Raw genomic sequence first — 23,059 nt, 5'->3', positions numbered from 1 at the left:
AGGAGGCGATGACGGCCCCGGCAGGAAGAGGCGGCCATCCTGGCGTCGCCGTCCGACCCACTCCGGCTGCCGGGTACCGGAGGTACGAGCCGGGCATCGGAGGTGCGAGAGGGCGGAGTCCTCCTCGCGGAGGCCCGTGCGATTCGCTCCGGGCAGCGGACGCGCCGCGTGGGCTACGGCACGGTTCCCCGCACACGGTCCGACGTGTCCGCCGCCCCGGGCGGGAGGGTCGCGCACCTGATCCGCTCCGGCTCGCTCGCACGGAGGGCGGTCGTCGGCCGGGCCCACGCGTCACCCCCGGTTCGGCTCACCTCCGCTTGAGCCGAGACTGTTCGTCAGGGGCCGTCGCGAAGGGCCCCCGTGTCGGTGTGCCGTCCCGGGGAGGCCCGTCGTCGGCGCGGGTGGACGGGCCGACCGACCGGTCACTTCAGACGGTCCGCCAGTTCGGCCAGCCAGCCACCCGGGCCGAGGGGCTCGGGCGGGTCCACCTCCATGCCGAGCTCGACGAGGGCCAGGGCGAGGTCGGACTCGTCCAGGGGGAGGCTCAGCAGGTCACGGAGCTCGCCGACCAGCTGGGCCACCAGACCCGTGTCCGTGGTCGCCAGATAGTCGGCGAGGGCCGTGTCGTGGTCGCCGAACTCCTCCGGCAGGTCCTGGCCGAACCAGCCGCCGAGGAGCTGGCCCAGCTCCGGGAAGCGGGCGTGCCACTCCCAGTGGGTGCGCGGGGTGGCCGGCGGCGGGGCCTGGCCCGTCTCGACGCTGGCGCGGAGCCGGTCGGCGAGCCCCCTGAGCCAGTCCTGGACCTCGTCGTCGGGCAGGCCCACGTCCGGCACCGGGTAGTACTCGCCGAGCCGCACCCGCAGCCGCCCCGGCGGGTTCTGGGCGTACTCGCGCAGTTGGTGCTCGGCCACGCCGATCACCCAGGGGCGGGTGCGCCAGCAGTGCCGCAGGTACGCCTCCAGGGCCTCCGGGTCGTCGGCGCGGCGCCCGAGGTGCGCGCGGACGACCTGGTCCAGCTCGCCGTACTTCCGGTCGTGGTCGAGGGGCTTGAGCGGCATCGGCTGAGGCTTCCCTACAGGTCGATCGGGACGGTGGAGTGCACGGTGAAGCCGAGCGGGCCGGTCTCGCTGCGCCGCAGCACCACCCGTGCGGCGCGCACCTCGACGGCGTCCCGGCCGACGAGCGCCATCGGGTCGCTGAGCACCCGCCCGACCGGCTCGGGCCGCGAGGGCCAGGCCGCCTCGATGGCGAGCCGCTGCCGGGTGGACTGGGCGAGCCAGCGGTGGATGACCTGTTCGTTGCGGGTCACCACCTGCTGGGTGGCCCACTGGGCGGTCTCCCTGTCCGGGTAGGTCGCGGCGCGGTTCCGGCGCGCGGTCATTCAGTGCTCCCGCCGCATGTGGTCGTCGACGGCGGCCGTGATCGAGAGGAGCGCGTCCCGGGTGGCCCAGGACAGCCGGGGCCGCAGGCCCTCGGCACCGGGGAACAGGACACGGGCCCGCTGCGCCTCGCCACCGTACCCGGCGGCGAGTTCGGCGCAGAAGGGGTGCTCGTTGTCGAGGAGGGTCCGCACCACCTCGCCGACCGGTCCCGGCTCGTCCATGAGGATCGCGTCGAGACCGAAGAGCAGGGGGAAGGTGCGAAGGAATTCCCAGCCCTCCATCGGGAGTTCCGAGAATTCCGCCGCACCGGCCCGGTCCCGCTCACGGAGTGATGTCGCGAGCGTCCGGAGGAATTGCGCCGGGTCCGCGCCGCCCGCGGCCCGCGCCGCCTTCTCACGGAACGCGTCCGGAGCGGCGCCGAGACCGTCGGCTGCCGCTTCCAGGGCGCCCGCCGCCGCGTACGCCGAGCAGTTCCACTGCGCGACGGCATCGCCGCGCACCAGCCGTACGTACCGCCCGAGCTCGGCGTCGAGGGACAGCCGGCCCGCCGAGTCCCGTACCGACACGGCGAGGTCGAGGAGCCGGACCACCGGCCCGTCCGAGAACATGGCACACACCTCTCTCACGGTCCCTTGTGCGGCCAGCGGAAGACGTGGTGCAGCAGCTTCCGGACGATGTCCATCGCCCAGTCCGGGACGCCTTCGAGCAGCCAGGAGATGAGGTTGCTGGAGTAGTCGTCCATGTCACCCCACTTCAGATCGGTGATCCGGGAGTAGCGGGGCGGCGAGTCGATGACGTGCGGGAGCGGGAACTGCTGGGGCTGGGCGGTGCCGGAGGGGTGGCTCGCGGCCTCGGCCCGCGCGTAGTTGTCGGCGGTGGTGGTGAAGCCGGTGGCGACGCCGCCGATGCCCGCGACGGCCTTGGCCCAGGTGTCGAGGAACGTGTTGCCGACCTTCACGTACGAGGCGGAGACGGCTTCGGCGGCGGGACCGTGGCCGCCGCAGTCCATGTACTCGCTGACGGCGAGCAGGAAGTCCTTGGCGGCCTTGTCCAGATGGACCTGCTGGGCGGCGACGATCCCCGCCACCCCGTTCAGCTGGGTTGGTGTGACGTCGAATCCGGTGCCCGGGGCGGGGGGGCGCGGCGGGAGTCCCCATCAGGCCGCGCCCCAGCCGCGCAGCACCGCGCGGTGGGCGGCACCGTAGTTGGCCTGCCCGTTGGTCACGACCTCGTGCAGCCACTTCTGCGCGGCCTGGAGGTCCCGCATCTGCCGGTCCCACTGGTCGAGCTCGTCGACGAACGCCTCGCGGGCCTCGCCGTCCCAGGTGAGCACGACCCTCTCCGTGCGCCGGTACAGCGTCTCCAGCTTGCTGTTGAGCTGTCTGAGGATGTCTTCGAGCTCGGTGGCGAGATCCCCCAGCGTGCCGAAGTCGACACCTATGTGGTCGTCGGACAAGAGAGCCCCCCGTGCTCCTCGGTGATGGGCCTGCGCGGTGTGCTCAGACGTCCAGGATGCCGCTGCGGGGTCCGGCGGGCGGGCCCTGCGGAGCGGCCTGGAGCTTCGCGGCTTCCGCGGCCACGTCCACCGCGCTCTCCGACTGCCGCAGGCGCCTCAGGTTCTCCATCTCCTGCGCGGTGAAGCCGTCGCGGCTCAGCCGCACGGCCTGTTCGAGGACGACGAGGATCTCGCGTACGCGTACGGCGTCCTCGGACGCGGCCCGGTGCAGCGAGCGGTACGCCTTCCCGGTCCCGCCCTTCCAGCCGGCCTCGATCCGGTCGACGACGCCGTCCATCCGCCGTACCTGGCCGTCGATGTGACGCTGCATCGCGTCCAGATCGTCCGCCAGCCTCGTCAGGTCCTCTTCCGAGGTCTTGAGATGCGCGTCGATGGTCATGGCCCCCGCCTTTCGTCGCTGCCGCAACCATGACAACGGGCTGCGACAGCCGTCCGGGAGCGGGTGCCCGCGCGGGGGCGGGCGGGAACGCCCGGAGTCCGCTTCCCCGGGTGGTGCCGTCAGCACCGATGAGTTTCCCGGCCCGCCACGGTCCTTCCTGCCGTGGGGGCCGAAGTGCGGTCGCCCGAGGGATCGCGGGACGAGGAGCAGCATGATCATCATCGCCGGGCAGTTGTGGGTGGACGCAGCGGACCGCACCGCGTATCTGGCCGGGTGCTCGGAGGTCGTCCGGCAGGCCCGTGCCACCGCGGGCTGTCTCGATTTCGTCCTGTCGGCCGATCCGGTCGAGCCGGACCGGATCAACGTGTACGAGCGCTGGGAGACGGACGAGGACCTCGCCCGCTTCCGCGACACGGGCCCGGAACCCGAGCAGGCGGCCCACCTGCGCGCCGCCGAGGTGCGCAAGTACCGGATCTCCGGCGTCGAGAACCCGTAGGGGTCCGCCCTCAGGACGGAGGGCGGACCCCGGGCCCGCGCCGTCACCGGGGGTACGGCCGCCGGGAGGCACCGGCGGCCGAAGGGTGCGATGCGGCCGAAGGGTGCGATGCGGCCGGAGACGTGGCGGTGCCGCCCCGCCGGTGCGGCGGACCGGGAGCGCCGACGGCGACCCGTACGGGACACGCGTCGGCGCTCCGGGCCAGGAACGCCTCCAGGCCGGGAACACCTCCGGGCCGGGAACGTCCCCGGGGCGCACCCGGCGGGCGGTCCCGGACAGGCCCTAGGGTGTCCGGGTGTCTTCTCGAACGCTTCCCACCCGTGCTTCCCTCGCCGACGCGGCCCTGCTGTCCCATACGGAGGAGGGCAGGGTCTGGCCGATGCTGGTGTGGGCTCCCGGGCCCGGCGTCCGCATGGTGTCGAGCGCGGTCCTCGGCGGGGGCGTCGGTCCGCGCGCCTGGGTCCTCAACGCGCAGGTCCCGCCCGGCTACGGGCGGCTCGACCCCGTCGCCCACCTCCGCGAACTGGCCGCCGGGGCGGGGCTCGAAGGCCCGGGAGTGGGCCTGATGACGGCCGCTCCGGTTATCGACCGCCGCCATGCCGAGGACGGCGGGGTACGGGCCGTGGTCACGGCCGGGATCGGGGTACGGGGGTGGGCGGCGGCCCCGGAGGCCGGTGGGGTCGCCGCGCCCCGGCCGGGGACGATCAACATCATCGTGTCGCTGCCCGTCCCCCTCACCGACGCGGCCCTCGTCAACGCGGTCGCCACCGCCACCGAGGCCAAGGTGCAGGCCCTCGTCGAGCTGGGCGCGGACGCCTCGGGCACCCCCACGGACGCGGTCTGTGTGGCCGCGCCCACCGCCCCCGGCACCGAGCCCGAGCCCTTCGCCGGTCCCCGGTCCCCGTGGGGCGCCCGGCTGGCCCGCGCGGTGCACGCGGCGACCCGGGCGGCCTGCGCCGACGCCCTCGCGGTCCGGGGGTCCTGAGGCCCGCGCCGGTTCAGCCGTGGGACAGCAGGGCCGCCGTGAGTTCGGCCGCGCGGCGGTGCCAGAGGTGGGCGCCGCGCAGCATCGCGTGGCCGCCCATCGGCATCGGGATGCCCACCGCGTCCGCGCCCGCCGCGCGTGCCCTGCGGACGAAGTCCCAGGAGGCGCGGGCCGAGGTGACGCGGTCGGTCTCGTCGTGGAGCAGATAGAGGCGACGGCCCCCGAGGTGGTCGACGGGTTCGCCGGTGGGGCACCAGGGCGCGAGGGCGACGACGCCCCGGACGACCGGGTCACCGGCGGCCCGGAGCGCGGCGCGCCCGCCCATCGAGTGGCCGACGAGGACGACGGGGACGGGTCCCGCCTGTTCCCGGAGGCGTACGAGGGCGTCCTCGGCGTCCCGGGCGGGGTCCGCGTCGGGCCCGTTCCAGCCCCGGTGGCGGTAGCGGACCTCGGCGATGAGGACCTCCCGGCCCCGGACGGCGCGAGAGACGGCGGCGGCGAAGGGCCTCATGCGCAGCGCCGGGAAGTTGAGGACGGGCGGCGGCTCGGGCCCCTCGGCGCGCCCGCCGTGCAGCAGCAGGACGGCGGCGACGGGCACGGCGGGCGCGGTACGGACGTGGAGCGTGCCGGGTTCGGCGGCCCTGCGGGTGCGGCACAGGGTCATCGGGCGTCCGTTCCGCTCCGGTCCGGCCGTGGTGGTCTGCGGGGACGGGTGCCGGTGAGGACCGCGGGTCCGGGCCGCTGCGCCATGGGAGCCTCCAGGAGTCGCTTGCCGTGTCCCGGTCGGGCGGTCCGCCCGCGTCCCGGGAGACGGCCGTGAGGCCCGCAGTCTGCCAGGTCGGACCGGCCGGACGGTACGGACCCGCACGGGCGATCCGCCGGGGACCCCGCCGACGGCGTGCCGGGCACGCGCGGCGACGGGCCGGACGCCCGTGCGGGGCGCGTTCCGCTCCCGGGCGCGGGCCGTGCGCGAGGCCCGCTCCGCCCGGTGCGGGGGCCGTGCGCGGGGCCCTCTCCTCCCCGTACCGGCCCCGCACGGAGCCCGGTGCGGGCCGTCCGAGGAACTCGCCCGTCCTCGTGCCGATCTCTCTCCTGCTCCCTCCCCCACCCTGTCAAGTAGCGGACGCGGCAGGGCAGTCCGCGAGGCGGACGTCCGTCCTGCGGACGGGGTGCGGGCCGCCGCCGTAGCCTCGGACCCCGGCACACGACGCATCGGGCGCGCCGGGGCATCGAGGGAAGAGGAGAGACACATGAGCGAAGTGGCACGCCGGACGGTGGTCGCGGCGGCGGGCGGTGCGGGGCTGGCGGCGGCGCTCACCGCGTGCGGAGGCGGCGGGAGCGGGAACAGCGGCACCGGCGGCGCCGGTGCGGAGGGCGCGGCGGCGGAGGGCGGGACGCTCGCGCTGACCGGTGACATCCCGGTGGGCGGCGGCAAGGTCGTCGCCGACCGGGGTGTCGTCATCACCCAGCCGAAGGCGGGCGAGTTCAAGGCCTTCTCGTCCACGTGCACCCATGAGGGCTGCGCGGTGAGCGCCGTCGAGGACGGGGCCATCGTCTGCCCCTGCCACCGGAGCCGCTTCGACGTGTCGGACGGGAGTGTGAAGTCCGGTCCCGCCACCGCTTCCCTGCCGCCGACGCCGATCCAGGTGGTGGGCGACGCGATCAGCTTCGGCTGACGGCGGGCTCCGGCGCCTCAGGTGGTCCGGGGTGAGCGGCGGGGCCGCTTCCAGCGGGCGAGGATCTCGTCGGTCGTGGTGACGGTGGCGACGAGCGCGAGGGTGTGACGGATCATCGCGGGGGTGTAGTCGGCGGGCACCCCCGCGACGGCGTCCCCGGGGACGACCACCGTGTGGCCGAGGTTCACCGCGTCGAAGACGGCGTTGGGCACGGCCACGTTGGCGGAGACGCCCGTGACGATCAGGGTGCGGCAGCCCAGGTTGCGCAGGAGGGGGCCGACGTCGGTCCCGGCGAGCGGCGAGAGTCCGTGCAGCCGCCGGACGACGAGGTCCTCGTCGGCGACCTCGATCGGTTCGGCGATCCGGACGGCCGTACTGCCGCTGTGCTGCCGCACGGGCAGTCTTGTCGCGGCCCGGAACAGGCGCGCGTTGGTGTTCGCGCCCCGGCCGTCGGGGCGCCGTTCGGCGACGGCGTGGATCACCTGGACGTCGGCCTCGTGGGCGGCGGCGACGAGCCGGGCGATGTTCCTCAGGGCGCCGGACGCGCGGGCGACGGCGGCCAGTTCGGGCAGTGCGCTGTCCGGGCCGACGACGCCCTGCTGGCACTCCACGGTGAGCAGGACGACGCCGCCGTCCGGCCGTATCTCCTCCCCCAGCCGGTCTCCGGTCCGGTCTCCCCGCCCCCGCTCCGGACCCCGCTCCCGGCTCTGCTCCCGGCCCTCTTCCCGATCCCGATCCCGTCCCCGGCCCTGTTCCCGTTCCTGCCCCATGGACCCTCCCCTTGCACGCGCGCGGATGGCCCCCCATGCTTTCTGACGTCTCATCAGAAATCCAGAAGGGTGCGGACGATGAACGTCGCACAGCGCCGTGGACGCCGGATCATGATGACCCCGGCCGAGCTCGACTCCTTCCTCACCGAACAGCGCACCTGCCGGGTGGCGACCGTGTCCGCCGACGGGCGCCCGCACGTCAGCGCGCTCTGGTTCGTCTGGGACGGCTCCTCGCTGTGGCTGTACTCCCTGACCCGCAGCCGCCGTTGGGCGGAGCTGCGCGCCGATCCGAGGGTCGCCGTGGTGGTGGACGACGGCGAGGAGTACGGGGAACTGCGCGGGGTGGAGCTCTCGGGCAGGGTCGAGTCCGTGGGCGAGGCCCCGCGCACGGGCGAGCCGTGCCCCGGACTCGACGCGGTGGAGGCCCTGTTCGCGGCCAAGAACTTCGGCCTGGAGGCGATGCCGCACGACGGGCGGCACGCCTGGCTCCGGCTGACCCCCGAGGCCGTGGCCTCCTGGGACTTCCGCAAGCTCGCGGCACCCTGAGGGCCCGGGGGGCGCGGCCGGGTCCCGGAAGGGCCTCAGCTCGCCAGGGGTTCCGCCGCCGTCCGCAGCGCGTCCACGACGGCCCGTACGGAGGGGCGGCGCCCCGCGTCACCGCGCCAGATGGCGTAGATGTGCCGCCGCACCTTCTGCCGTACGGGCACGAAGACCACACCGTCCGGCAGGGTCCGGCCGAGCCGGGGCGTCACGCACACGCCCAGCCCGGCGGCGACCAGCGCCAGTTGGGTGTGGTGCTCGCCCGCGAGGTGCCCGATGCGGGGTTCGATGCCCTGGGAACGCAGGGTGAACATCAGCCAGTCGTGGCAGAACTCGCCCTGCGGCCAGGACACCCACTCCTCGTCGGCGAAGTCCACCAGGTCCACCGCGTCCCGGCCGGCCAGCGGATGCCCGGCGGGCAGGGCGACGTCGGCGGAGTCGTCGAGGAGGTGGGCGCGCTCCAGACCGCCGGGGACGGGGGCCCGTTTGTTGCTCCAGTCGAGGACGAGCGCCAGATCCGCGTCACCGCGCAGCACGGCCCGCACACCGGGCTCGGGCTCCAGCTCCGTCGTACGGACGCGGAGCTCGGGGTGGTCGTCGCGCAGGGCGGCGAGCGCGGCGGGGAAGAGGCCCCGGGCCGCCGTCGGGAAGGCCGCCAAGCGGACCTCGCCCACCACCCGGCCGCGCTGTGCCTCGATGTCGGCCTGGGCCAGCTGGACCTGGGAGAGGATGCGGGCGGCGTGCTCGGCGAGCAACAGGCCCGCGTCGGTGAGCCGGACGCCCCGCCCGTTCTTGGCGAGCAGCCGCTGCCCCACCTCCCGCTCCAGTTTGGACAGCTGCTGGGAGACGGCCGAGGTGGTGACGTGCAGCCCTTCGGCCGCGCCGCTGACCGAGCCGTGCCGGGCGAGGGCGTCCAGGGTACGCAGGCGCTCCAGGTTCAACATGTAAGCAATACTAAGGGGAGGGGTCGAGGAATTCTCGCTTGTTCTACGAGATCGGGGCCGTCACCCTGAGTGTCATGAGCCCCGCGACAGCCCCGCCCCTCCCGTCCCCCGCCCGCGTCCCACGCCTTCTCGACTGGCGGGTCCGCTTCGGCGTCCTGGCCCTCATCTGGGGCTTCAGCTTCCTCTTCATCAAGGTCGGCACGGAGGGCTTCGCGCCGTTCCAGGTCACCTTCGGACGGCTTCTGTTCGGTACGGCGGTGCTCGTCGTGGCGCTGGTGGTGAAGCGGGACCGGCTGCCGCGCGGCGCGCGGGTCTGGGGGCATCTGACGGTCGCCGCGTTCCTCCTGAACGCCCTGCCGTTCTCCCTGTTCTCGTACGCGGAGCTGACGATCCCCTCGACCCTGGCGGGCATCTGCAACGCGACGACGCCGCTGTGGGGGATGCTCCTCTCCCTGGTGGCGCTCTCCGAGGACCGGCCCACCCGGGTCCGCGCGGCCGGGCTCGGCATCGGCTTCGTCGGCGTGCTCACCGTCCTCGGCGCCTGGCAGGGCTTCTCGGGCCTGGACGTGACGGGCACGGCGCTGGCCCTGCTGGCCTCGTTCAGCTACGCGGTCGGCTGGATCTACGTCCGCAGGACGCTCGCCGGTTCCGGGGTCTCGAACCTCTCCCTCGCCACCTCGCAGGTCGGGATAGCCACACTGCAACTGGCCGTGGTGACACCGGTGTTCACCTCGATGCCGGAGTCGGTGGAGACCCTTCCGCTGCTCGCCGTGATCGCGCTGGGCGCGCTGGGCACCGGGTACGCGATGCTGCTCCAGTACGGGGTGGTCGAGGAGGTCGGCCCGACCACGGCCTCCATGGTCACGTACTTCATCCCGGTGATCGCCACCACGGCGGGCGTCACCCTGCTGGACGAGGGGCTCAGCTGGAACACCCCGGTCGGCGCGGTGGTCGTCCTCGCGGGCGCGGCCCTCACCCAGACCCGCGCCTCCCGGCGCACCACACCCCCGACCCCGGACGCGGCTCCGGCTCCGGCTCCGGCTCCGGCTCCGGCTCCGGCTCCGGCTCAGCAGAACGGACCGGCCGCCGACCCACCACGGAAGGCCGCCTCGGTCTGAGCCCCGCCGGACCCGCACGCAGCCCTCGGCCCGCCCTTCGACCCGCCCTTCGACCCGCTCCCCGCCCGGCCCGCACCCCCGGCCGGGCCCTCACTCCCAGCCAGACCCGGCGGAGCCGACCCGGCGCGCGACGTCCGGGCCCGCCACCCCGCTACCCGTAGCTCCGCGCCACCACCGGCCCCGCCACCCGCGCCACCGCCTCCGCCAGGGCCTCCACGTCCGAGGCGGTGAGGCCGGAGACGGTGAGGCGGACGGCCGGTCCGGTGTCCATCCGGAAGCGCGCGCCCGGGGCCACCGCCCATCCGGCGGCCAGCAGCCCGGCCACCGCGCCCGTCTCGTCGGCGACCGGCACCCACACGTTCATGCCCCCGCGCCCGTGCGCCTCGACACCGCGCCGGGCCAGCGCCCGCACGAGGCCGTCGCGGCGCTTCCCGTACGCGCGGGCGACGGCTTCGGGGTCCACCGCGCCCGTGGCCCACAGGTGCGCGACGGCCCCCTGGAGGAGACGGCTGACCCAGCCGGGGCCGAGCCGCTGCCGCCCGAGCACCCGGTCGACGGTCTCGGGGTCCCCGGTGAGGACGGCGATCCGCAGATCGGGCCCGTAGGCCTTGGCGACGGAGCGGACCAGGACCCAGTGGTCGGTGACCCCGGCGAGCGGATGGAGCGGCTCCGCGACGAAACCGTGCCCGTGGTCGTCCTCGACGAGCAGCACGCCGGGGTGGGCCGCGAGCACCCGCCGCAGCTCCCGGGCCCGCGCCCCGGACACACAGGCGCCGGTCGGGTTCTGCGCCCGGTCGGTCACGATCACCGCCCGCGCCCCGTCCTTCCGCACCGCGCGCTCGACCTCCCCGGGGAGCGGCCCCTCGTCGTCGACGGCGACCGGTACGGGCCGCAGGCCGAGCGCGGGCACCAGGTCGAGGAGGCTGCCCCAGCCCGGGTCCTCGACGGCGACCGCGTCACCGGGCCGCAGCCGGGCGGCGAGGACCCGTTCGACGGCGTCGAGGGAGCCGGAGGCGACGCCGACGGGCCCGTCGGGGACCCCGTCCGCGTCGAAGGCGGCGCGCGCGAGCCGTCCGAACTCCTCGTCGACGGGGACCTCTCCGTACATGCCGGGCCGTTCGGCGTACCGCCGGGCCACCTCCGCGAAGGCCGCGCCGAGCGGCGGCAGCAGAGCGGGGTCGGGGTTGCCGCCGCTCACGTCCCGGACCCCGGCGGGGACCTCGACCCGGAGGGAGCCGCGCGCGGTGGTGGCGGGCCGTGGCCGTACGCGGCTGCCGCGTCGGCCGTCCGTCTCGATGACCCCGCGCTCGCGCAGGGTGCGGTAGGCGGCGGCGACGGTGTTGGGGTTCACCCCGAGCGTCTCGGCCAACTCCCGCATGGGCGGGAGGGATTGCCCCGGCCGCAGGGCTCCGGCGCCGACCCCGCGTTCCACGCTCGCGGCGATGTCCGATGCGCGGCGACCTTCGATCCGATATTCTCCTAGCACAAACAACAGTATGCACTAGTGCAATGGAGTTGGCACATGACCGCCGCCGACGCGTACGCCCCGACCGACCGGACCGTGCCCACCCGTTCCCGCGAGCGCGCCTCGTACGACAAGGCGCTCGTCCACTCGATACTCGACGAGGCCTACGTCTGCCACCTCGGCTTCGTCCGGGACGGCGCGCCCGTCGTCCTGCCGACGCTCTACGCCCGTGTCGGCGACCGGCTCTATGTGCACGGCTCCACAGGATCGCGCCCGCTGCGCGCCACGGGCGACGGGGTGGCCGCCCCCGGGCTGCCCGTCTGCCTCACCGTGACCCACGTCGACGGCCTCGTGCTCGCCCGCTCCGCCTTCCACCACTCGATCAACTACCGCTCGGTCGTGGTCCACGGCACCGCCCGCCAGGTCACCGACCCCGAGGAGCTGCGCACCGCCCTCGACGCGCTCGTCGACCACGTCGTCCCCGGCCGCTCCGCCGACTCCCGCCCCGCGAACACCAGGGAACTGGCCGCCACCGCCGTGATCCGGATCGATCTGGACGAGGTGTCGGCCAAGGTCCGCTCCGGCGGCCCCAACGACGACGCCGAGGACCTCGGTCTGCCCCACTGGTCGGGCGTGGTCCCGGTGCGCCGGGGCTACGGCGAGCCGGTCCCGTCGGACGACCTCGACCCGGCGGTGGCGCTGCCCGGCTACCTGGCCGCGTTCTGAGCCGTACGGTGCCCGCTCCCGTACGGAACGAGGGAGCGGGCACCGTACCGGGCCCGCCCCCGTTCTCGGTGCTACACCGCCACCGCCGCCGACTCCCGCGCCTCCTCCGCCCGTCGCCGTGCCGCCGTACGCGTCTCGGCGAACGCCAGACCCGTGACGGCGGCGAGCAGCAGCAGCGTGCCGAGCACGATCGCGCCGGTCAGCCGCTCGCCGAGCAGGGAGACGGCGATCACGGCCGCGCTCACCGGCTCCAGGAGCATGACCACGGAGACCGTGGCGGCGCGGACGACCGCCGCGCCCGCGAAGTAGAGCGCGTAGGCGAGCGCGGTCGGCACGGCGGCCACGTATCCGAGCAGGAGCAGTACGCTCAGCGGCGCGTCCGTGTGCGGGACGAGCCCCTCGGCGAGCGCGGCGGGCAGCAGTCCCACGGCTCCGACGGCGAAGGCCCAGGTGGTGGTGGCGAGGGCGTCCGTCCGGCCGCCGTCCCTGCCGAGCCACCGGGTGAGCAGGGTGATCACCGCGTATCCGGCCGCCGCGACGAGCGCGAGGACGACGCCGAGCGGCCGTACCTCCGTCGCGCCGCCGCCCAGGACGAGGACGAAGAGCCCGGCGAGCGCGCCGGTGACGGCGACGGCACCGCCGCGCCCGAGGCGCTCGCCCATCGTGAGCCGGGCGCCGAGCGCGATGAGGACGGGGCCCGCGCCGAGGGTGACCACGGTGCCGACCGCGAGCCCGGTGGACTGCACGGCGGCGAAGTAGGCGCTCTGGAAGACGGTGAGCCCGATCCCGGTGCCGAGGATGCGGGCGGTCCGCCGACCGCGCGTCTCCCCCGCCGTACGGGCGCGCCGGGGCCGCAGCGCGAGCGCGCCGAGGAGCAGGACGAGGCCGCCGACGCAGCGCCAGAAGGAGAGGGCGAGGGGGCCCATGTCGCTGGTCCGGAAGATCAGGGAGGCGGCGGCGCCCGCCGTGCCCCAGGCGATTCCGGCGACGATCAGATAGAGCAGGCTCCGGCCGACGGGCAGAGCGGATTCCGAGGGGTTCGACACGTGACGTCTCCGTGGAAGACAGGGGGAAGGGTGGCCGCTGGACTCCGCGCGCGGGCAGCGACGAACCGCTCGGGGGCGGAAGGCGCCCGGCCGAGCCCGGTCTTCGTCGGAGGGGTGCCGCGCGCTAGGCGGTGGGCGGCGGAAGGGTGGTCGCGTGCATGACCGGCACCCTAGGGGGCGTTCCGGCCCGGCGACAACCGTGTGCCCGGTCCGTCCGTGGGACGGGCGCTCCCGGAACCGCCGCCCGCGAGGCCGAAGCCCTCGGGGCCGGTGTCCGGAACGGGCGCCTTCGGGACCGGCGCCATCGGGGCCGGAGCCTTCCGGGGCAGGAGCCTTCGGGCCCGCTCCCCGTGACCGGTACCTTCGGGTCGGTCGTACGTACCCACGACCGGAGCCCTCGGGCGGTACGTCCCCGGGGCCGACGCCCTCAGGGCCGACCGTCCACCGGACCGGGGCCTTGCGCGCCGCCGTCCGCCGCACCGGCGTGCACCGGGGCGTCGCGGGCGGGGCCACCCGTAGCGGGGCCCTCCCCGCCGGGACCGCTGTCCGCCGGGCCCCTCTCGCCCCGGGTGACCTCACCCCGGCCGCCGTCTTCCGGGGCGCCGCCGCCCGCCGCCGCCCCCGGCACCGACCCCGCCACGGGCTCCGCCGGGGGCGCCTTCGGGGTGGAGGACTGGGCGATGAAGGCCCCGACGAGGACGACCGCGCCGCCGACGATCTGCGGCGCGTCGAGGTGCTCGCGGAGCAGCACCCAGGCGAGGACGGTCGCGATGACCGCTTCGAGGCAGGCCACGACACCGGCGACCTGCGGGGACAGCCTGCGCACCGAGATGACGCCGGTGACGTACGCGAGCACGGTGGCGATCAGCACGATCCAGCAGAGCAGCAGCCACGCGGGCACGGCGTCGCCGCCCATGTCCACCCGGCCGCCGAGGAGGGCCCAGTCCATGCCCCACGGCCGGGCGATCACGGTGAGGACGAGGGCGCCGACGAGGAGCCCGTACGCGATGACGCCGAGCGGGTCGGCCTGTTCCGCCTCGCCGGAGCCCTGGTCGGAGAGGACGAAGTAGCCGACCTGGCAGCAGGCGGCGGCGAGCGCCAGGAGCAGTCCCACGACGTCGAAGGAGAGCCCCGACCAGACCTGGACGACACAGGCGAGCCCGCCGACGGCCAGGACGACGCCGAAGGCGGCGGCGCGGGTGACGGGCCTGCGCTGGACGAAGCGCACCCAGCCGAGGACGAGCGCCGGGGCGAGGTACTCGATGAGCAGCGCGACCCCCACGGGGATGCGGGAGATCGAGGCGAAGTAGAAGGCCTGGACCCCGGCGACGGCGAGCAGACCGAAGCCCATGAGGAGGGCGGGTTTGCGGCGGAGCAGGTCCCGGTGGCGCCAGGCCACCGGGAGCATGACGAGCGCGGCGCCCGCGACGCGCAGCCACACCACGTGGAGCGGGTCGAGCCCCGCCGTGATGAGCGGCTTGGCCGCCACTCCCGAACCACCGAATGCGAAGGCCGAGGCCAGGGCGAGTCCCAGGCCGGCGCTTCTCCCCTGAGACGCGTGCATCGGGCCATGATGACAGGACGCGGTCAGGCGCGTAACCCCCGTCACACCTGTTGAGACGGCTCCCCCTCCCCCGGCGGAAGCGCGGCCTCCTCCGGGGCGGTCGGTCCGGCGGCGAGCCGGGCGTTCAGGGCCGCCGTGTCGATCCCCGCCCGGCGCAGCACCTCGACGGCCCGGCACTCGGGATCGGCCGCGATCCCGGCGAGCACATCGGTCCCGCGTGCCTGCGCGTCACCCCGTACGGCGGCCCGGTGGAAGGCTTCCGTCAGGACGGCGGAGGCGGCGGGCGACCAGCCGGAGGCGGGCCGGGAGCCCCGGGCTCCGGACCCGCGCACGGCGGGCAGCAGGCGTCCGGCGGCGGAGCCCTCCACGGAGCGCTGCCAGCGCAGCCCGTATCCGATGGAGCGCTGGACGAGGTAGCCGAGGACGCGGGCGACCTTCCCCCCGCCGCCGAGCGCGGCGCCGACCTCGGGGTCGGACTCGACGAGCGAGTGGAGGAGGTGCGCGGTGTCGATCTGCCGGTCGCCGTCCCGCAGCGCTCTGCGGCGCGCGCCCGACACGACCGTGGCCAGGGACGGCGTCAGGAAGGGCGCGAGCTCCGCGCGCGGGGCGGCGGGCTGTCCGGGCGGCGGGGAGAACGGGGCGGGACGGTGCACCCTCCCACCTCATCAGGTGGGGGGCGGTCGGGGCATCGCCGGAGAGAAGCATGTCCGCATCCCACCGGAGTTGGGCACGCGTGCACGGTTCCTCCTCCTTATGGATGAGATCGCGCGCGTTGCCCCCGAGGGGCGCGCGCCGCCTTGCCACGCGCCCCTGCCGCAACCGGGGAACCGTCTCCGGGCGTCCTCGGTTCATGTTCTGGATGGTGGGTCTGCTCGCGCTCGACGGGCGGCAGTACGTCTATCGGGTGTACGCGCCCAGGGAGGCGCTGCCGGGCGATCTGTTCTGGGCGGCGTTCCACCGCCACGAGGAGGACGGGGCGCCGCGCGCCTCCGACAGCTTCGACGACGCCGAACTCCGGTGGATCGGCCACGGGTCCGGTCCGGCCGCCGCAGAACTGACAGTTCATCAGCATTGAATGTTCACGGTCGTGCCGCTACGTTCCGCGACACCGGAACCCAGTTGGCACGCGTGAAGGGGTGGTCCCATGGCCGAAGTCAGCGCGGAGACACGGATCGAGGCACCGGCCGGAAAGGTCTGGGCGCGGCTCCTGGACTTCCCCTCGTACGGCGAGTGGAACGCCACCCACACCAGTTTCCCGGACGGCGGCCCGACGGCCCTGGAGACCGGCGCCACCTTCACCGAGAACATGAAGCTGATGGGCTTCCCCGCCGAGGTGCTCTGGACGGTCGAGGAACTGGAGGCGGAACGGGCGTTCACCATCAAGGGCAAGGGCCCGATGGGGGTGCTCGTCACCACCCGCTACTCGCTCGCGGCGGACGGCGGGGCGACCCTCCTGCGGATCGACGGGCAGTTCACGGGGGCCGCGGTCTCGCTGATGGCGGGCAAGCTGCGGGACTCGGCGACGGCCGCCCTGACCGAGTCGCTGCGGAAGCTGTCGGGCCTGGTGACCTGAGCGGGGCACGGCACCGGACAGCGACGCGAAGAAGGGCCCCGTGGCGGGATGCCACGGGGCCCTTCGACGTCATCGGTCCCGGCCGGGGCGGGCACCGCTCAGTGCTCGTCGGCGAGGATCAGGTAGAGCTTCTTGCGGGCTTCGTTGATCACGCCGACCGCCTTCTGCCGCTGCTCGGGGCTGCCGGTCTTCCAGACCTGCCCGAAGGCCTCCATCAGACCGAAACCGGCCTGCCGGATCTCGTTCACGGCCTCCCAGTCGACACCACGACCGGCCTCCTCCCACGGCGCCTCGGGGCCTTCCTCGGCCTCGGCGCGCCCGGAGTCGGTGAGCGTGAACAGCTTCTTGCCGCCCTCGCTCTCGCTGACGATCAGCCCCTCGTCCTCCAGCATCTGGAGGGTCGGGTAGACGGAACCGGGACTGGGCTTCCACGCCCCGTCGCTGCGCTCGCCGATCTCCCTGATCATCTCGTAGCCGTGCATCGGGCGGTCCTTCAGGAGCGCCAGGATCGAGGCGCGCACGTCACCGCGCCGCGCCCGCCCCCGGCCGCCGCCGCCTCCGCGACCGCGCCCGCCGCCGAAGCCGCCCCCGAAGGGGCCTCCGCCGAACCCGGGCCCGAAGGGCCCGAACGCGGCCCGCCGCCCTTCGAAGTCGCCGCGCGGCCCGCCACCGAAGCCCCCGCGACCGGCACCGTGTCCGTGCCCGTTTCCACACTCGTGTCCTTGTGAACGCATGACAGCGCCCCTTTCTTGAGGATCCATGTCACCGAACCATCGGCGATATCTCAACGATATATCGGAACTGTTCGACGAGCAAGCGAACGACTCAACACGGTTCGGGCCCGTCGCCGCCGACCCCCTGCCCTGCGGCGCGAATACGGGACGACTCCGCCCCTCACCCCTCAAGGGAGTCGGCACCTGCCACTTCGACTCCCTGTCAAGCACTCCAGGGCGAAGTCAGCCTTTCCGGTGAACGTCTCGTACGCCGTCGGTGCGCGACGGAAGGCGCGGTGATCATGAAGCGCGAACCCTCCACCGACCCGCGAAAGGCAGTCGCAGATGAGCACTCCCGAGGACGACGGCATCACCCCGGTCACCGCCGACCAGCTGGCGCAGGTGCGGAGTTCCGGACTCTGGGCCTCCGGCACGGAGGTCTCGGCCGACGCCTCCGCCGTGGGCGAGGCGCTGCTCGCCACACTGTCGGGCTCCGCAGAGCCGCAGGTGCTGACCGCCGAGCTCCAGGAACTCGTCACCCGGGTCAAGCAGACCGCGAGCATCGGCCTCCCGAGGATCACCGCGGACGACGGGGTCAGGCTCTCCGCGCACACCATCAAGCTCAACGGCGACGAGCCGCGCCCGGTCGTCATCGTGCCCGCCGGCTGGACCCCGTTCGGCTGGGTCCTGTTCGAGTACCTCTACCTGCGCCTCGCGCTGCGCGGCTACCACGTGCTCGCCTACACCCCGCGCGGCATCGGCAAGACCTTCCCGATCCCCGGCGGCGGGTACATCGACGCCCCGGCCACCTCCGGCGGCACCGTGGACGTGGCCGGGCCCTCCGACTGGGCCGACGGCTCCACCGTGATCGACTACGCCCAGCAGCACTTCGACCCCAGCAGGATCGCGTTCCTCGGCGAGTCCTACGGATCGGGCATCAGCCAGCTCGTCGCCGCCCACGACCCGGCGGGCCGGGTCGACGCGGTGGTGGCGCTGAGCACCTGGGGCGACCTGACCGAGGCGCTGCTCGGCAACGACACCCGGCACCTGGCCGCCGTCGAAGCGCTGGTGAAGTTCACCGGCGGACCGGAGGAGCGCAAGTTCGACCAGGCCACCCGGCAGCTGCTCCAGGACTTCCGCGACGGTACGAACCTGGACGAGGTACGGGCCTGGACCACGGAGCGCTCACCCCGCTCGTACCTGGACCAGACCAACGCCCGGGGCATCCCGACGTTCTACTCGAACACCTGGCACGAGACGCTGTTCCCGGTCAACGGCGCCCTGGCCACGTTCGAGGAGCTGACCGTCCCCAAGCACCTGAACCTGTGGATCGGCGACCACGCCGCTCCCGAGGGCACGGGCCTGACGGTCCCCGGCCCGAACGTCCCCGTCGACGAGGCCCTCGCCTGGCTCGACCACCACGTCCTCGGCCTCGGCGACGAGGTGCCCTCCTGGCCGCAGGTCAAGAGCCAGGTGATGTTCGAGCCCACCGTCCGCGAGAGCCACGAGGGCTGGGGCGAGGTGACCACGAGCACCGAGAGGCTGTACCTGGGCGGCGCGAACGGCGGCGGCCAGGACGGGACGCTCGGCACCTCCCCGGCCGCCGGATGGAAGTCGTCGTTCACGACGGGCCAGCTCACCGAGGCGACGGCCGTGGACGACCTGCTGACCACCGGCCAGCAGGAGTGGAAGGGCAACCCGAAGACCTACGCCACCGGGAAGTTCGACCGCCGCTACCTCGCCACCTGGACCTCCCCCGCCGGAGCCCGCCGGGTCCGGGGCATTCCGCGCGTCCATCTGACCCTCACCCCCGCCGCCGGGTCCGCGACGCTGGTGGCCTACCTCTTCGACCTCGCCCCCGACGGCACCGCCCGCATCATCACGCACGAGCCCCACACCCTCACCGGCGCCGAGGCGGGCAGGCCCGTCGACGTGTCCTGGAACCTCCAGGCCGCCTCCTACGACCTCGCCGCCGACCACAAGGTCCTGCTCGTGGTCAACGCCAAGGACAAGCTCTACTCCGACGACAACCCCGACCTCGCCACCCTGAGCGTGGGCTCCACCACCGGCACCGAGGCCCACCTCGACCTGCCCCTCGGCTGACCACCGCGCACCCGCCCGCCCCGCGCCACCGCGCCGGGGCGGGCACTCCCGCACCGGAACGAGAAAGCCGCCCGGTCCGAGGAAGCCGCCCGGCGCGAGGAAGCCACCCGGCGCGAGCGGAACAGCCGGTACGGAAAAGCCTCTCGGCACGGGAAGCCTCCCGGCGCGAGCGGGACGGTAGCGATCCACTTCTCCCCGATTGGCCTTGGCCCCCCGAAATCCGCCCCGGTACCGTCGGCCCATGCGCATCCGAATCGTCGACGCCTTCACCGACCGGCCCTTCTCCGGCAACCCGGCCGGAGTCCTGCTCCTCGACTCCTTCCCCGAGGACGACTGGCTCCAGCGGGTCGCGGCCGAGGTCAACCTCTCCGAGACGGCCTTCGCCCACCCGCTGCCCGACGGCCACGGCGAGGCCGACTGGGCCCTGCGCTGGTTCACCCCGACCACCGAGGTCGACATGTGCGGCCACGCCACCCTGGCGACCGCCCACGTCCTGCACTCCACCGGCACGGCGACCGGCACCGTCCGCTTCGCGGCCCGCTGCGGCGTCCTCGGCGCCACCGCCGAGCCCGACGGCACGATCACCATGGACTTCCCCACCTCCTCCCTCACCCCCGTGCCCACCCCCGAGGGCCTGGCGGAGGCGCTGGGCGCCGAGGTCCTCGCGGTCCACGACACCGCCGCACACGTCGGGGACCTCCTGGTCGAACTGCGCGACGAGCCCACCGTGCGCGCCCTCGCACCGGACTTCGGGGCCCTCCGGGGCTTCTCCCCGCGCGGGATCGTGGTGACCGCCGCCGCACAGGACCCCGCCCGGGGGTACGACTTCGCCTCCCGGGGCTTCTTCCCCGCCGTCGGCATCGACGAGGACCCGGTGACCGGCAGCGCCCACACCGCGCTCGCCCCCCACTGGTCGGCCCGTCTCGGCCGCGACGACCTCGTCGGACTCCAGGGCGGCGCCCGCACCGGACTCGTCCGCACCCGGCTGCGCGGCGACCGGACCCTGCTCAACGGCCACGCGGTCACCGTCATCGAGGGCGACCTGCGCGCCTGACCTCCGCCGGGTCCGGACCCGGACCCGGACCCGCGCGAGCCCACCGGAACCACCGGGCCCCGAGCACCCGGAAGGGGCGTACGGAGATCCCGTACGCCCCTTCCGGCTCGACCGCCTCACAGCGTCGGCAGCCAGCCGACCTTGCCCGCGAGCAGCCCGTATCCCACGAAGGCCACGATGTCGAGCAGCGCGTGCGCCACGACCAGCGGCCCGACCCGGCCCCAGCGCCGGTACAGCAGGACGAAGACCACGCCCATCACCACGTTCCCGATGAAGCCGCCGATCCCCTGGTACAGGTGGTACGAGCCTCGGAGCACCGAGCTCGCCACCAGGGCGGCCATCGGGGTCCACCCCAACTGCCCCAGCCTGCGCAGCAGATAGCCGACGACGATGACCTCCTCCAGGACGGAGTTCTGCACCGCCGAGAGGATCAGGACCGGGTACTTCCACCAGACGTCCGGCAGCGACTCGGGCACCACGGTCAGGTTGAAGCCGCCCGCCCGCGCCGCCAGGTAGAAGGCCAGACCGGCGCTCCCGATGCCCGCGGCGAGCAGCGTCCCGCGCCCGAGGTCGGACCGGGGCCGGGTCAGGTCGAAGCCGATCGCCCGCAGCCCGGCGCCCTCCCGCGTCAGCAGATGGGCGACGAGCAGGACCGGCACGAGAGCCGTGGAGATGCCGAAGAGCTGCCAGGACAGGTCGAGCCACGGGCGGCCGGGCGCGTACGAGCCGTTCAGCGTCGCCGCCTGCTCCTTCAGCGCCCCGGTCCTGGTGAGCGAGCCGATGAAGCTGATCAGCGAGGAGACCCCGCTCGCCCCGAGGGAGAGCGCGAGGACGAGGAGCGTCTCGGAGCGCAGCACCCGGTGCGACAGCCCGTCGGGAGGCAGGACGGCGTCGCTCACTCGTTGCTCGGACACCACGCCTGTCCCCACTTCCGGTCATGGACGGACGCCGCTGCGGCGACCGGCGACCACTCTGCCATGACCGGCCGTCACGGCCGACGGTCGCCCTGCCCGCACGGGAACGCGCCCCCGTGCGGGTCCGGGACCCTCTCCGTGGACATCCCCTTCCGTACGTGCCCGGGACCGCCGCCCCACCACCGCCGCCGGTCCCGGCCGCCCGCCCTCAGTCGATCCCCGGCGGCCAGGTGTGCACCGGCTCCCCCTCGTGCATGAGCGTCCGGTACCTGCGGGTGGTGGCCGCGAGGGCCGCCGCCCGGTCGAGGCCCGAGTCCAGCGCGAGATGGAAGGTGTCGGCCTGCCAGGAGGCGCCGTTCACCCGGCGCAGACAGCGCTGTTCGATCACTCCGAGATAGAAGTCCCGGTCGGCGGGCTCGATGTGCCAGGCGTCCAGCCCTGCCGAGGCGAGCGGCAGCAGTTCGTCGAGGACCAGCCGGACCGCCGGGAGGGTGGTGACGCCACCGGCGCGGCCCGCGCGGGGCCAGCGCACCTCGGCCTCGATGCCGTGGCGGCAGGCCGTGTCGAAGTTGGCCTCCGCGTCCTCGAAGGCCAGCCGCTTCCAGACCGGCCGGGGATCGTCCGCCAGGGACCGCACGAGCCCGTAGTAGAAGGCGGCGTTGGCGATGACGTCGGTGACGGTCGGCCCGGCGGGCAGCACCCGGTTCTCCACCCGCAGGTGCGGGACGCCGTCGACCCAGCCGTACACGGGCCTGTTCCAGCGGTAGACCGTGCCGTTGTGCAGGACGAGTTCATGGAGCCGCGGCACCTCGCCCCGGTCGAGGAGGAGCAGCGGGTCCTCCTCGTCGCACAGCGGCAGCAGCGCGGGGAAGTAGCGCAGGTTCTCCTCGAAGAGGTCGTACACCGAGTCCACCCACCGCTCCCCGAACCAGGTGCGCGGCCGGACGCCCTGTGCCTGGAGCTCCGGCGGCCGGGTGTCGGTCGCCTGCTGGAAGAGCGGCGGCCTGGACTCCCGCCACACCTCGCGGCCGAAGACGAAGGGCGCGTTGGCGCCCAGCGCGATCTGGATGCCGGAGACGGCCTGCGCCGCGTTCCAGACGGAGGCGAACCGGGCGGGTGTCACCTGGAGGTGCAGTTGCACCGATGTACAGGCGGCCTCGGGGACGATCGACTCCGAGGTGCAGAGCAGCCGTTCGACGCCGTGGATGTCGAGGGTGAAGTCCTCTCCCCTGGCGGCGAGGATCTGGTCGTTGAGGAGCGTGTAGCGGTCGGCGGCGGACAGGTTGCCCGGGACCAGGTCGTCCTGGGTGAGCGTGGGCAGGATGCCGATCATGACGACGCCCGCGTCGAGTTCCGCCGCTTTGCGGTCGGCATATCCGATTCCGGTTCCGATCTCCTCGGCGAGCCGGTCGAATACCCGCCCGCCGAGCTGGTGGGGCGCTATGTTCACTTCGAGGTTGAACATGCCGAGTTCTGTTTGGAAATCGGAACTGGCGATCTTTTCCAGAACAGGACCGTTCAGCATCCGGGGCAGTCCGTCCGGTCCTGCGAGATTGAGTTCGATCTCCACTCCCATGAGATTGCGCGGCCGGTCGAACCTCTTCTCCGCGAGGAGCCTCGCCAGTCCCGCGAGGCACCGCCGGAGCTTTCTCCGGTAGTCCTGCCGGTCGGACGGACCGAACCCGTCGGCCACGACCTTCTCGCCCATCGAAGCGTCCCTCCCCGAATGGTCGGCCGCGACGGCGGCCGCACGTCTCGGACCATGATGCCCAGCCGACTGATCGACAACGCCTGCGCCGACGAGACGTCGGAGGATAGGCTGGATGCGGCGCTCACGGGCACATTCGCCGGGCAAGGGCAGCCGGTACGTACCACTGTCCTATTGTCCTGGAACCGGGGATCGGAATTCAGCCGTCCACCTCTGCGAGGAATACCGGGTCCGACGTGGGCGGCAGCGTAGGATTCCGCTTCTCCTGCCCTTTTTCTACGGCCAGATGACGCCTTGCCAGGAATACCCGCGACGTCTAGCGGAAACACTGTGTGAACACGTGTCGTATAAACTCCGTGGACGAGGCAGAGTGTTGGCGCCCGGTCA

At 73.9% G+C, this 23,059-nt stretch carries 26 protein-coding genes; 10 read left to right on the top strand and 16 right to left on the bottom strand.

Annotation, left to right across the window (positions count from 1 at the left end):
- Nucleotides 1-422: 422 nt before the first annotated feature.
- The 6 genes from ACFXGN_RS30680 to ACFXGN_RS30655 all read right to left on the bottom strand — a co-directional run bounded on the left by ACFXGN_RS30680 (nucleotide 423) and on the right by ACFXGN_RS30655 (nucleotide 3,277).
- Nucleotides 423-1,058 (bottom strand): contact-dependent growth inhibition system immunity protein, encoded by a 636-nt coding sequence (locus ACFXGN_RS30680; protein WP_384865365.1) that lies wholly within the window; start codon nucleotides 1,056-1,058, stop codon nucleotides 423-425.
- 14 nt (nucleotides 1,059-1,072) lie between these two features.
- Complete coding sequence (locus ACFXGN_RS30675) at nucleotides 1,073-1,381, bottom strand: RNase A-like domain-containing protein (RefSeq protein WP_384865363.1); 309 nt, start codon at nucleotides 1,379-1,381, stop codon at nucleotides 1,073-1,075.
- On the bottom strand, nucleotides 1,382-1,990 hold the full coding sequence (locus ACFXGN_RS30670; RefSeq protein WP_384865361.1) for a hypothetical protein: 609 nt from the start codon (nucleotides 1,988-1,990) through the stop codon (nucleotides 1,382-1,384).
- A gap of 14 nt (nucleotides 1,991-2,004) precedes the next feature.
- Entirely contained in the window at nucleotides 2,005-2,469 is a 465-nt protein-coding gene (locus tag ACFXGN_RS30665; RefSeq protein ID WP_384865359.1) for a hypothetical protein, read from the bottom strand.
- Between the two features lie 69 nt (nucleotides 2,470-2,538).
- Nucleotides 2,539-2,838 carry a WXG100 family type VII secretion target gene (locus ACFXGN_RS30660; protein WP_384865357.1) on the bottom strand — a complete coding sequence of 100 codons (300 nt, stop codon included), beginning with the start codon at nucleotides 2,836-2,838 and terminating at the stop codon, nucleotides 2,539-2,541.
- Nucleotides 2,839-2,881: 43 nt separating this feature from the next.
- Entirely contained in the window at nucleotides 2,882-3,277 is a 396-nt protein-coding gene (locus ACFXGN_RS30655) for a WXG100 family type VII secretion target (RefSeq protein WP_384865355.1), read from the bottom strand.
- Nucleotides 3,278-3,488: 211 nt separating this feature from the next.
- Here ACFXGN_RS30655 and ACFXGN_RS30650 point away from each other — a divergent pair, with 211 nt between their 5' ends.
- Both ACFXGN_RS30650 and ACFXGN_RS30645 read left to right on the top strand, forming a co-directional pair.
- Nucleotides 3,489-3,773 carry a putative quinol monooxygenase gene (locus ACFXGN_RS30650; protein WP_384865353.1) on the top strand — a complete coding sequence of 95 codons (285 nt, stop codon included), beginning with the start codon at nucleotides 3,489-3,491 and terminating at the stop codon, nucleotides 3,771-3,773.
- A 295-nt stretch (nucleotides 3,774-4,068) separates the two neighbouring features.
- Nucleotides 4,069-4,758: an adenosylcobinamide amidohydrolase gene (locus tag ACFXGN_RS30645; RefSeq protein WP_384865352.1), complete on the top strand. Its 690-nt coding sequence runs from the start codon at nucleotides 4,069-4,071 to the stop codon at nucleotides 4,756-4,758.
- 13 nt (nucleotides 4,759-4,771) lie between these two features.
- Here the strand turns inward: ACFXGN_RS30645 and ACFXGN_RS30640 are convergent, their stop codons facing one another.
- Nucleotides 4,772-5,422, bottom strand: coding sequence for an alpha/beta fold hydrolase (locus ACFXGN_RS30640; protein WP_384865350.1), 651 nt, complete (start codon nucleotides 5,420-5,422; stop codon nucleotides 4,772-4,774).
- Nucleotides 5,423-6,008: 586 nt separating this feature from the next.
- On the opposite strand from ACFXGN_RS30640, the gene ACFXGN_RS30635 reads away from it, so the two are divergent.
- Nucleotides 6,009-6,434 carry a Rieske (2Fe-2S) protein gene (locus ACFXGN_RS30635; RefSeq protein WP_384865348.1) on the top strand — a complete coding sequence of 142 codons (426 nt, stop codon included), beginning with the start codon at nucleotides 6,009-6,011 and terminating at the stop codon, nucleotides 6,432-6,434.
- Nucleotides 6,435-6,451: 17 nt separating this feature from the next.
- Here ACFXGN_RS30635 and ACFXGN_RS30630 read toward each other — a convergent pair whose 3' ends face one another.
- The gene (locus tag ACFXGN_RS30630; RefSeq protein ID WP_384865346.1) at nucleotides 6,452-7,204 is read right to left on the bottom strand and encodes an isochorismatase family protein; all 753 of its coding nucleotides are present in this window, start codon (nucleotides 7,202-7,204) and stop codon (nucleotides 6,452-6,454) included.
- A gap of 78 nt (nucleotides 7,205-7,282) precedes the next feature.
- On the opposite strand from ACFXGN_RS30630, the gene ACFXGN_RS30625 reads away from it, so the two are divergent.
- Nucleotides 7,283-7,750, top strand: a complete 468-nt coding sequence (locus ACFXGN_RS30625; protein ID WP_384865344.1) for a pyridoxamine 5'-phosphate oxidase family protein — start codon at nucleotides 7,283-7,285, stop codon at nucleotides 7,748-7,750.
- A gap of 35 nt (nucleotides 7,751-7,785) precedes the next feature.
- Here the strand turns inward: ACFXGN_RS30625 and ACFXGN_RS30620 are convergent, their stop codons facing one another.
- A complete protein-coding gene (locus ACFXGN_RS30620; RefSeq protein WP_384865342.1) occupies nucleotides 7,786-8,688 on the bottom strand; it encodes a LysR family transcriptional regulator in 903 nt (300 codons plus the stop codon).
- Nucleotides 8,689-8,762: 74 nt separating this feature from the next.
- Between ACFXGN_RS30620 and ACFXGN_RS30615 the strand changes: the two genes are divergently transcribed.
- Nucleotides 8,763-9,806, top strand: a complete 1,044-nt coding sequence (locus tag ACFXGN_RS30615) for a DMT family transporter (protein ID WP_384865340.1) — start codon at nucleotides 8,763-8,765, stop codon at nucleotides 9,804-9,806.
- A gap of 151 nt (nucleotides 9,807-9,957) precedes the next feature.
- On the opposite strand, the gene ACFXGN_RS30610 is transcribed toward ACFXGN_RS30615, so the two are convergent.
- Nucleotides 9,958-11,292 (bottom strand): aminotransferase class I/II-fold pyridoxal phosphate-dependent enzyme, encoded by a 1,335-nt coding sequence (locus ACFXGN_RS30610; RefSeq protein ID WP_384865338.1) that lies wholly within the window; start codon nucleotides 11,290-11,292, stop codon nucleotides 9,958-9,960.
- A gap of 36 nt (nucleotides 11,293-11,328) precedes the next feature.
- Here ACFXGN_RS30610 and ACFXGN_RS30605 point away from each other — a divergent pair, with 36 nt between their 5' ends.
- Nucleotides 11,329-11,997, top strand: a complete 669-nt coding sequence (locus ACFXGN_RS30605; protein ID WP_384865336.1) for a pyridoxamine 5'-phosphate oxidase family protein — start codon at nucleotides 11,329-11,331, stop codon at nucleotides 11,995-11,997.
- 71 nt (nucleotides 11,998-12,068) lie between these two features.
- On the opposite strand, the gene ACFXGN_RS30600 is transcribed toward ACFXGN_RS30605, so the two are convergent.
- From ACFXGN_RS30600 to ACFXGN_RS30590, 3 genes are all read right to left on the bottom strand, one after another.
- Nucleotides 12,069-13,043: a DMT family transporter gene (locus tag ACFXGN_RS30600; RefSeq protein WP_384865334.1), complete on the bottom strand. Its 975-nt coding sequence runs from the start codon at nucleotides 13,041-13,043 to the stop codon at nucleotides 12,069-12,071.
- A gap of 427 nt (nucleotides 13,044-13,470) precedes the next feature.
- Nucleotides 13,471-14,607, bottom strand: coding sequence for a DMT family transporter (locus ACFXGN_RS30595; protein ID WP_384865332.1), 1,137 nt, complete (start codon nucleotides 14,605-14,607; stop codon nucleotides 13,471-13,473).
- A 41-nt stretch (nucleotides 14,608-14,648) separates the two neighbouring features.
- Nucleotides 14,649-15,260, bottom strand: a complete 612-nt coding sequence (locus ACFXGN_RS30590; protein ID WP_384865330.1) for a Clp protease N-terminal domain-containing protein — start codon at nucleotides 15,258-15,260, stop codon at nucleotides 14,649-14,651.
- 197 nt (nucleotides 15,261-15,457) lie between these two features.
- Here ACFXGN_RS30590 and ACFXGN_RS30585 point away from each other — a divergent pair, with 197 nt between their 5' ends.
- Together ACFXGN_RS30585 and ACFXGN_RS30580 are read left to right on the top strand one after the other, a co-directional pair.
- The gene (locus ACFXGN_RS30585; RefSeq protein WP_384865328.1) at nucleotides 15,458-15,682 is read left to right on the top strand and encodes a hypothetical protein; all 225 of its coding nucleotides are present in this window, start codon (nucleotides 15,458-15,460) and stop codon (nucleotides 15,680-15,682) included.
- 69 nt (nucleotides 15,683-15,751) lie between these two features.
- On the top strand, nucleotides 15,752-16,180 hold the full coding sequence (locus ACFXGN_RS30580) for an SRPBCC family protein (protein WP_384865326.1): 429 nt from the start codon (nucleotides 15,752-15,754) through the stop codon (nucleotides 16,178-16,180).
- Nucleotides 16,181-16,278: 98 nt separating this feature from the next.
- Here the strand turns inward: ACFXGN_RS30580 and ACFXGN_RS30575 are convergent, their stop codons facing one another.
- Complete coding sequence (locus ACFXGN_RS30575; RefSeq protein ID WP_384865324.1) at nucleotides 16,279-16,914, bottom strand: PadR family transcriptional regulator; 636 nt, start codon at nucleotides 16,912-16,914, stop codon at nucleotides 16,279-16,281.
- A gap of 324 nt (nucleotides 16,915-17,238) precedes the next feature.
- On the opposite strand from ACFXGN_RS30575, the gene ACFXGN_RS30570 reads away from it, so the two are divergent.
- Complete coding sequence (locus ACFXGN_RS30570) at nucleotides 17,239-18,996, top strand: alpha/beta fold hydrolase (RefSeq protein ID WP_384865322.1); 1,758 nt, start codon at nucleotides 17,239-17,241, stop codon at nucleotides 18,994-18,996.
- 241 nt (nucleotides 18,997-19,237) lie between these two features.
- Nucleotides 19,238-20,050, top strand: a complete 813-nt coding sequence (locus tag ACFXGN_RS30565; protein WP_384865320.1) for a PhzF family phenazine biosynthesis protein — start codon at nucleotides 19,238-19,240, stop codon at nucleotides 20,048-20,050.
- Between the two features lie 116 nt (nucleotides 20,051-20,166).
- On the opposite strand, the gene ACFXGN_RS30560 is transcribed toward ACFXGN_RS30565, so the two are convergent.
- Nucleotides 20,167-20,964, bottom strand: a complete 798-nt coding sequence (locus tag ACFXGN_RS30560) for a CPBP family intramembrane glutamic endopeptidase (RefSeq protein WP_384865318.1) — start codon at nucleotides 20,962-20,964, stop codon at nucleotides 20,167-20,169.
- 208 nt (nucleotides 20,965-21,172) lie between these two features.
- A complete protein-coding gene (locus ACFXGN_RS30555; protein WP_384865316.1) occupies nucleotides 21,173-22,672 on the bottom strand; it encodes a glutamate--cysteine ligase in 1,500 nt (499 codons plus the stop codon).
- Nucleotides 22,673-23,059 lie beyond the last annotated feature (387 nt).

Origin of the sequence: Streptomyces sp. NPDC059247 (assembly GCF_042754005.1) — a bacterium.
GTDB lineage: Bacteria > Actinomycetota > Actinomycetes > Streptomycetales > Streptomycetaceae > Streptomyces.
This window is presented reverse-complemented; position numbering and strand designations above follow the sequence as displayed.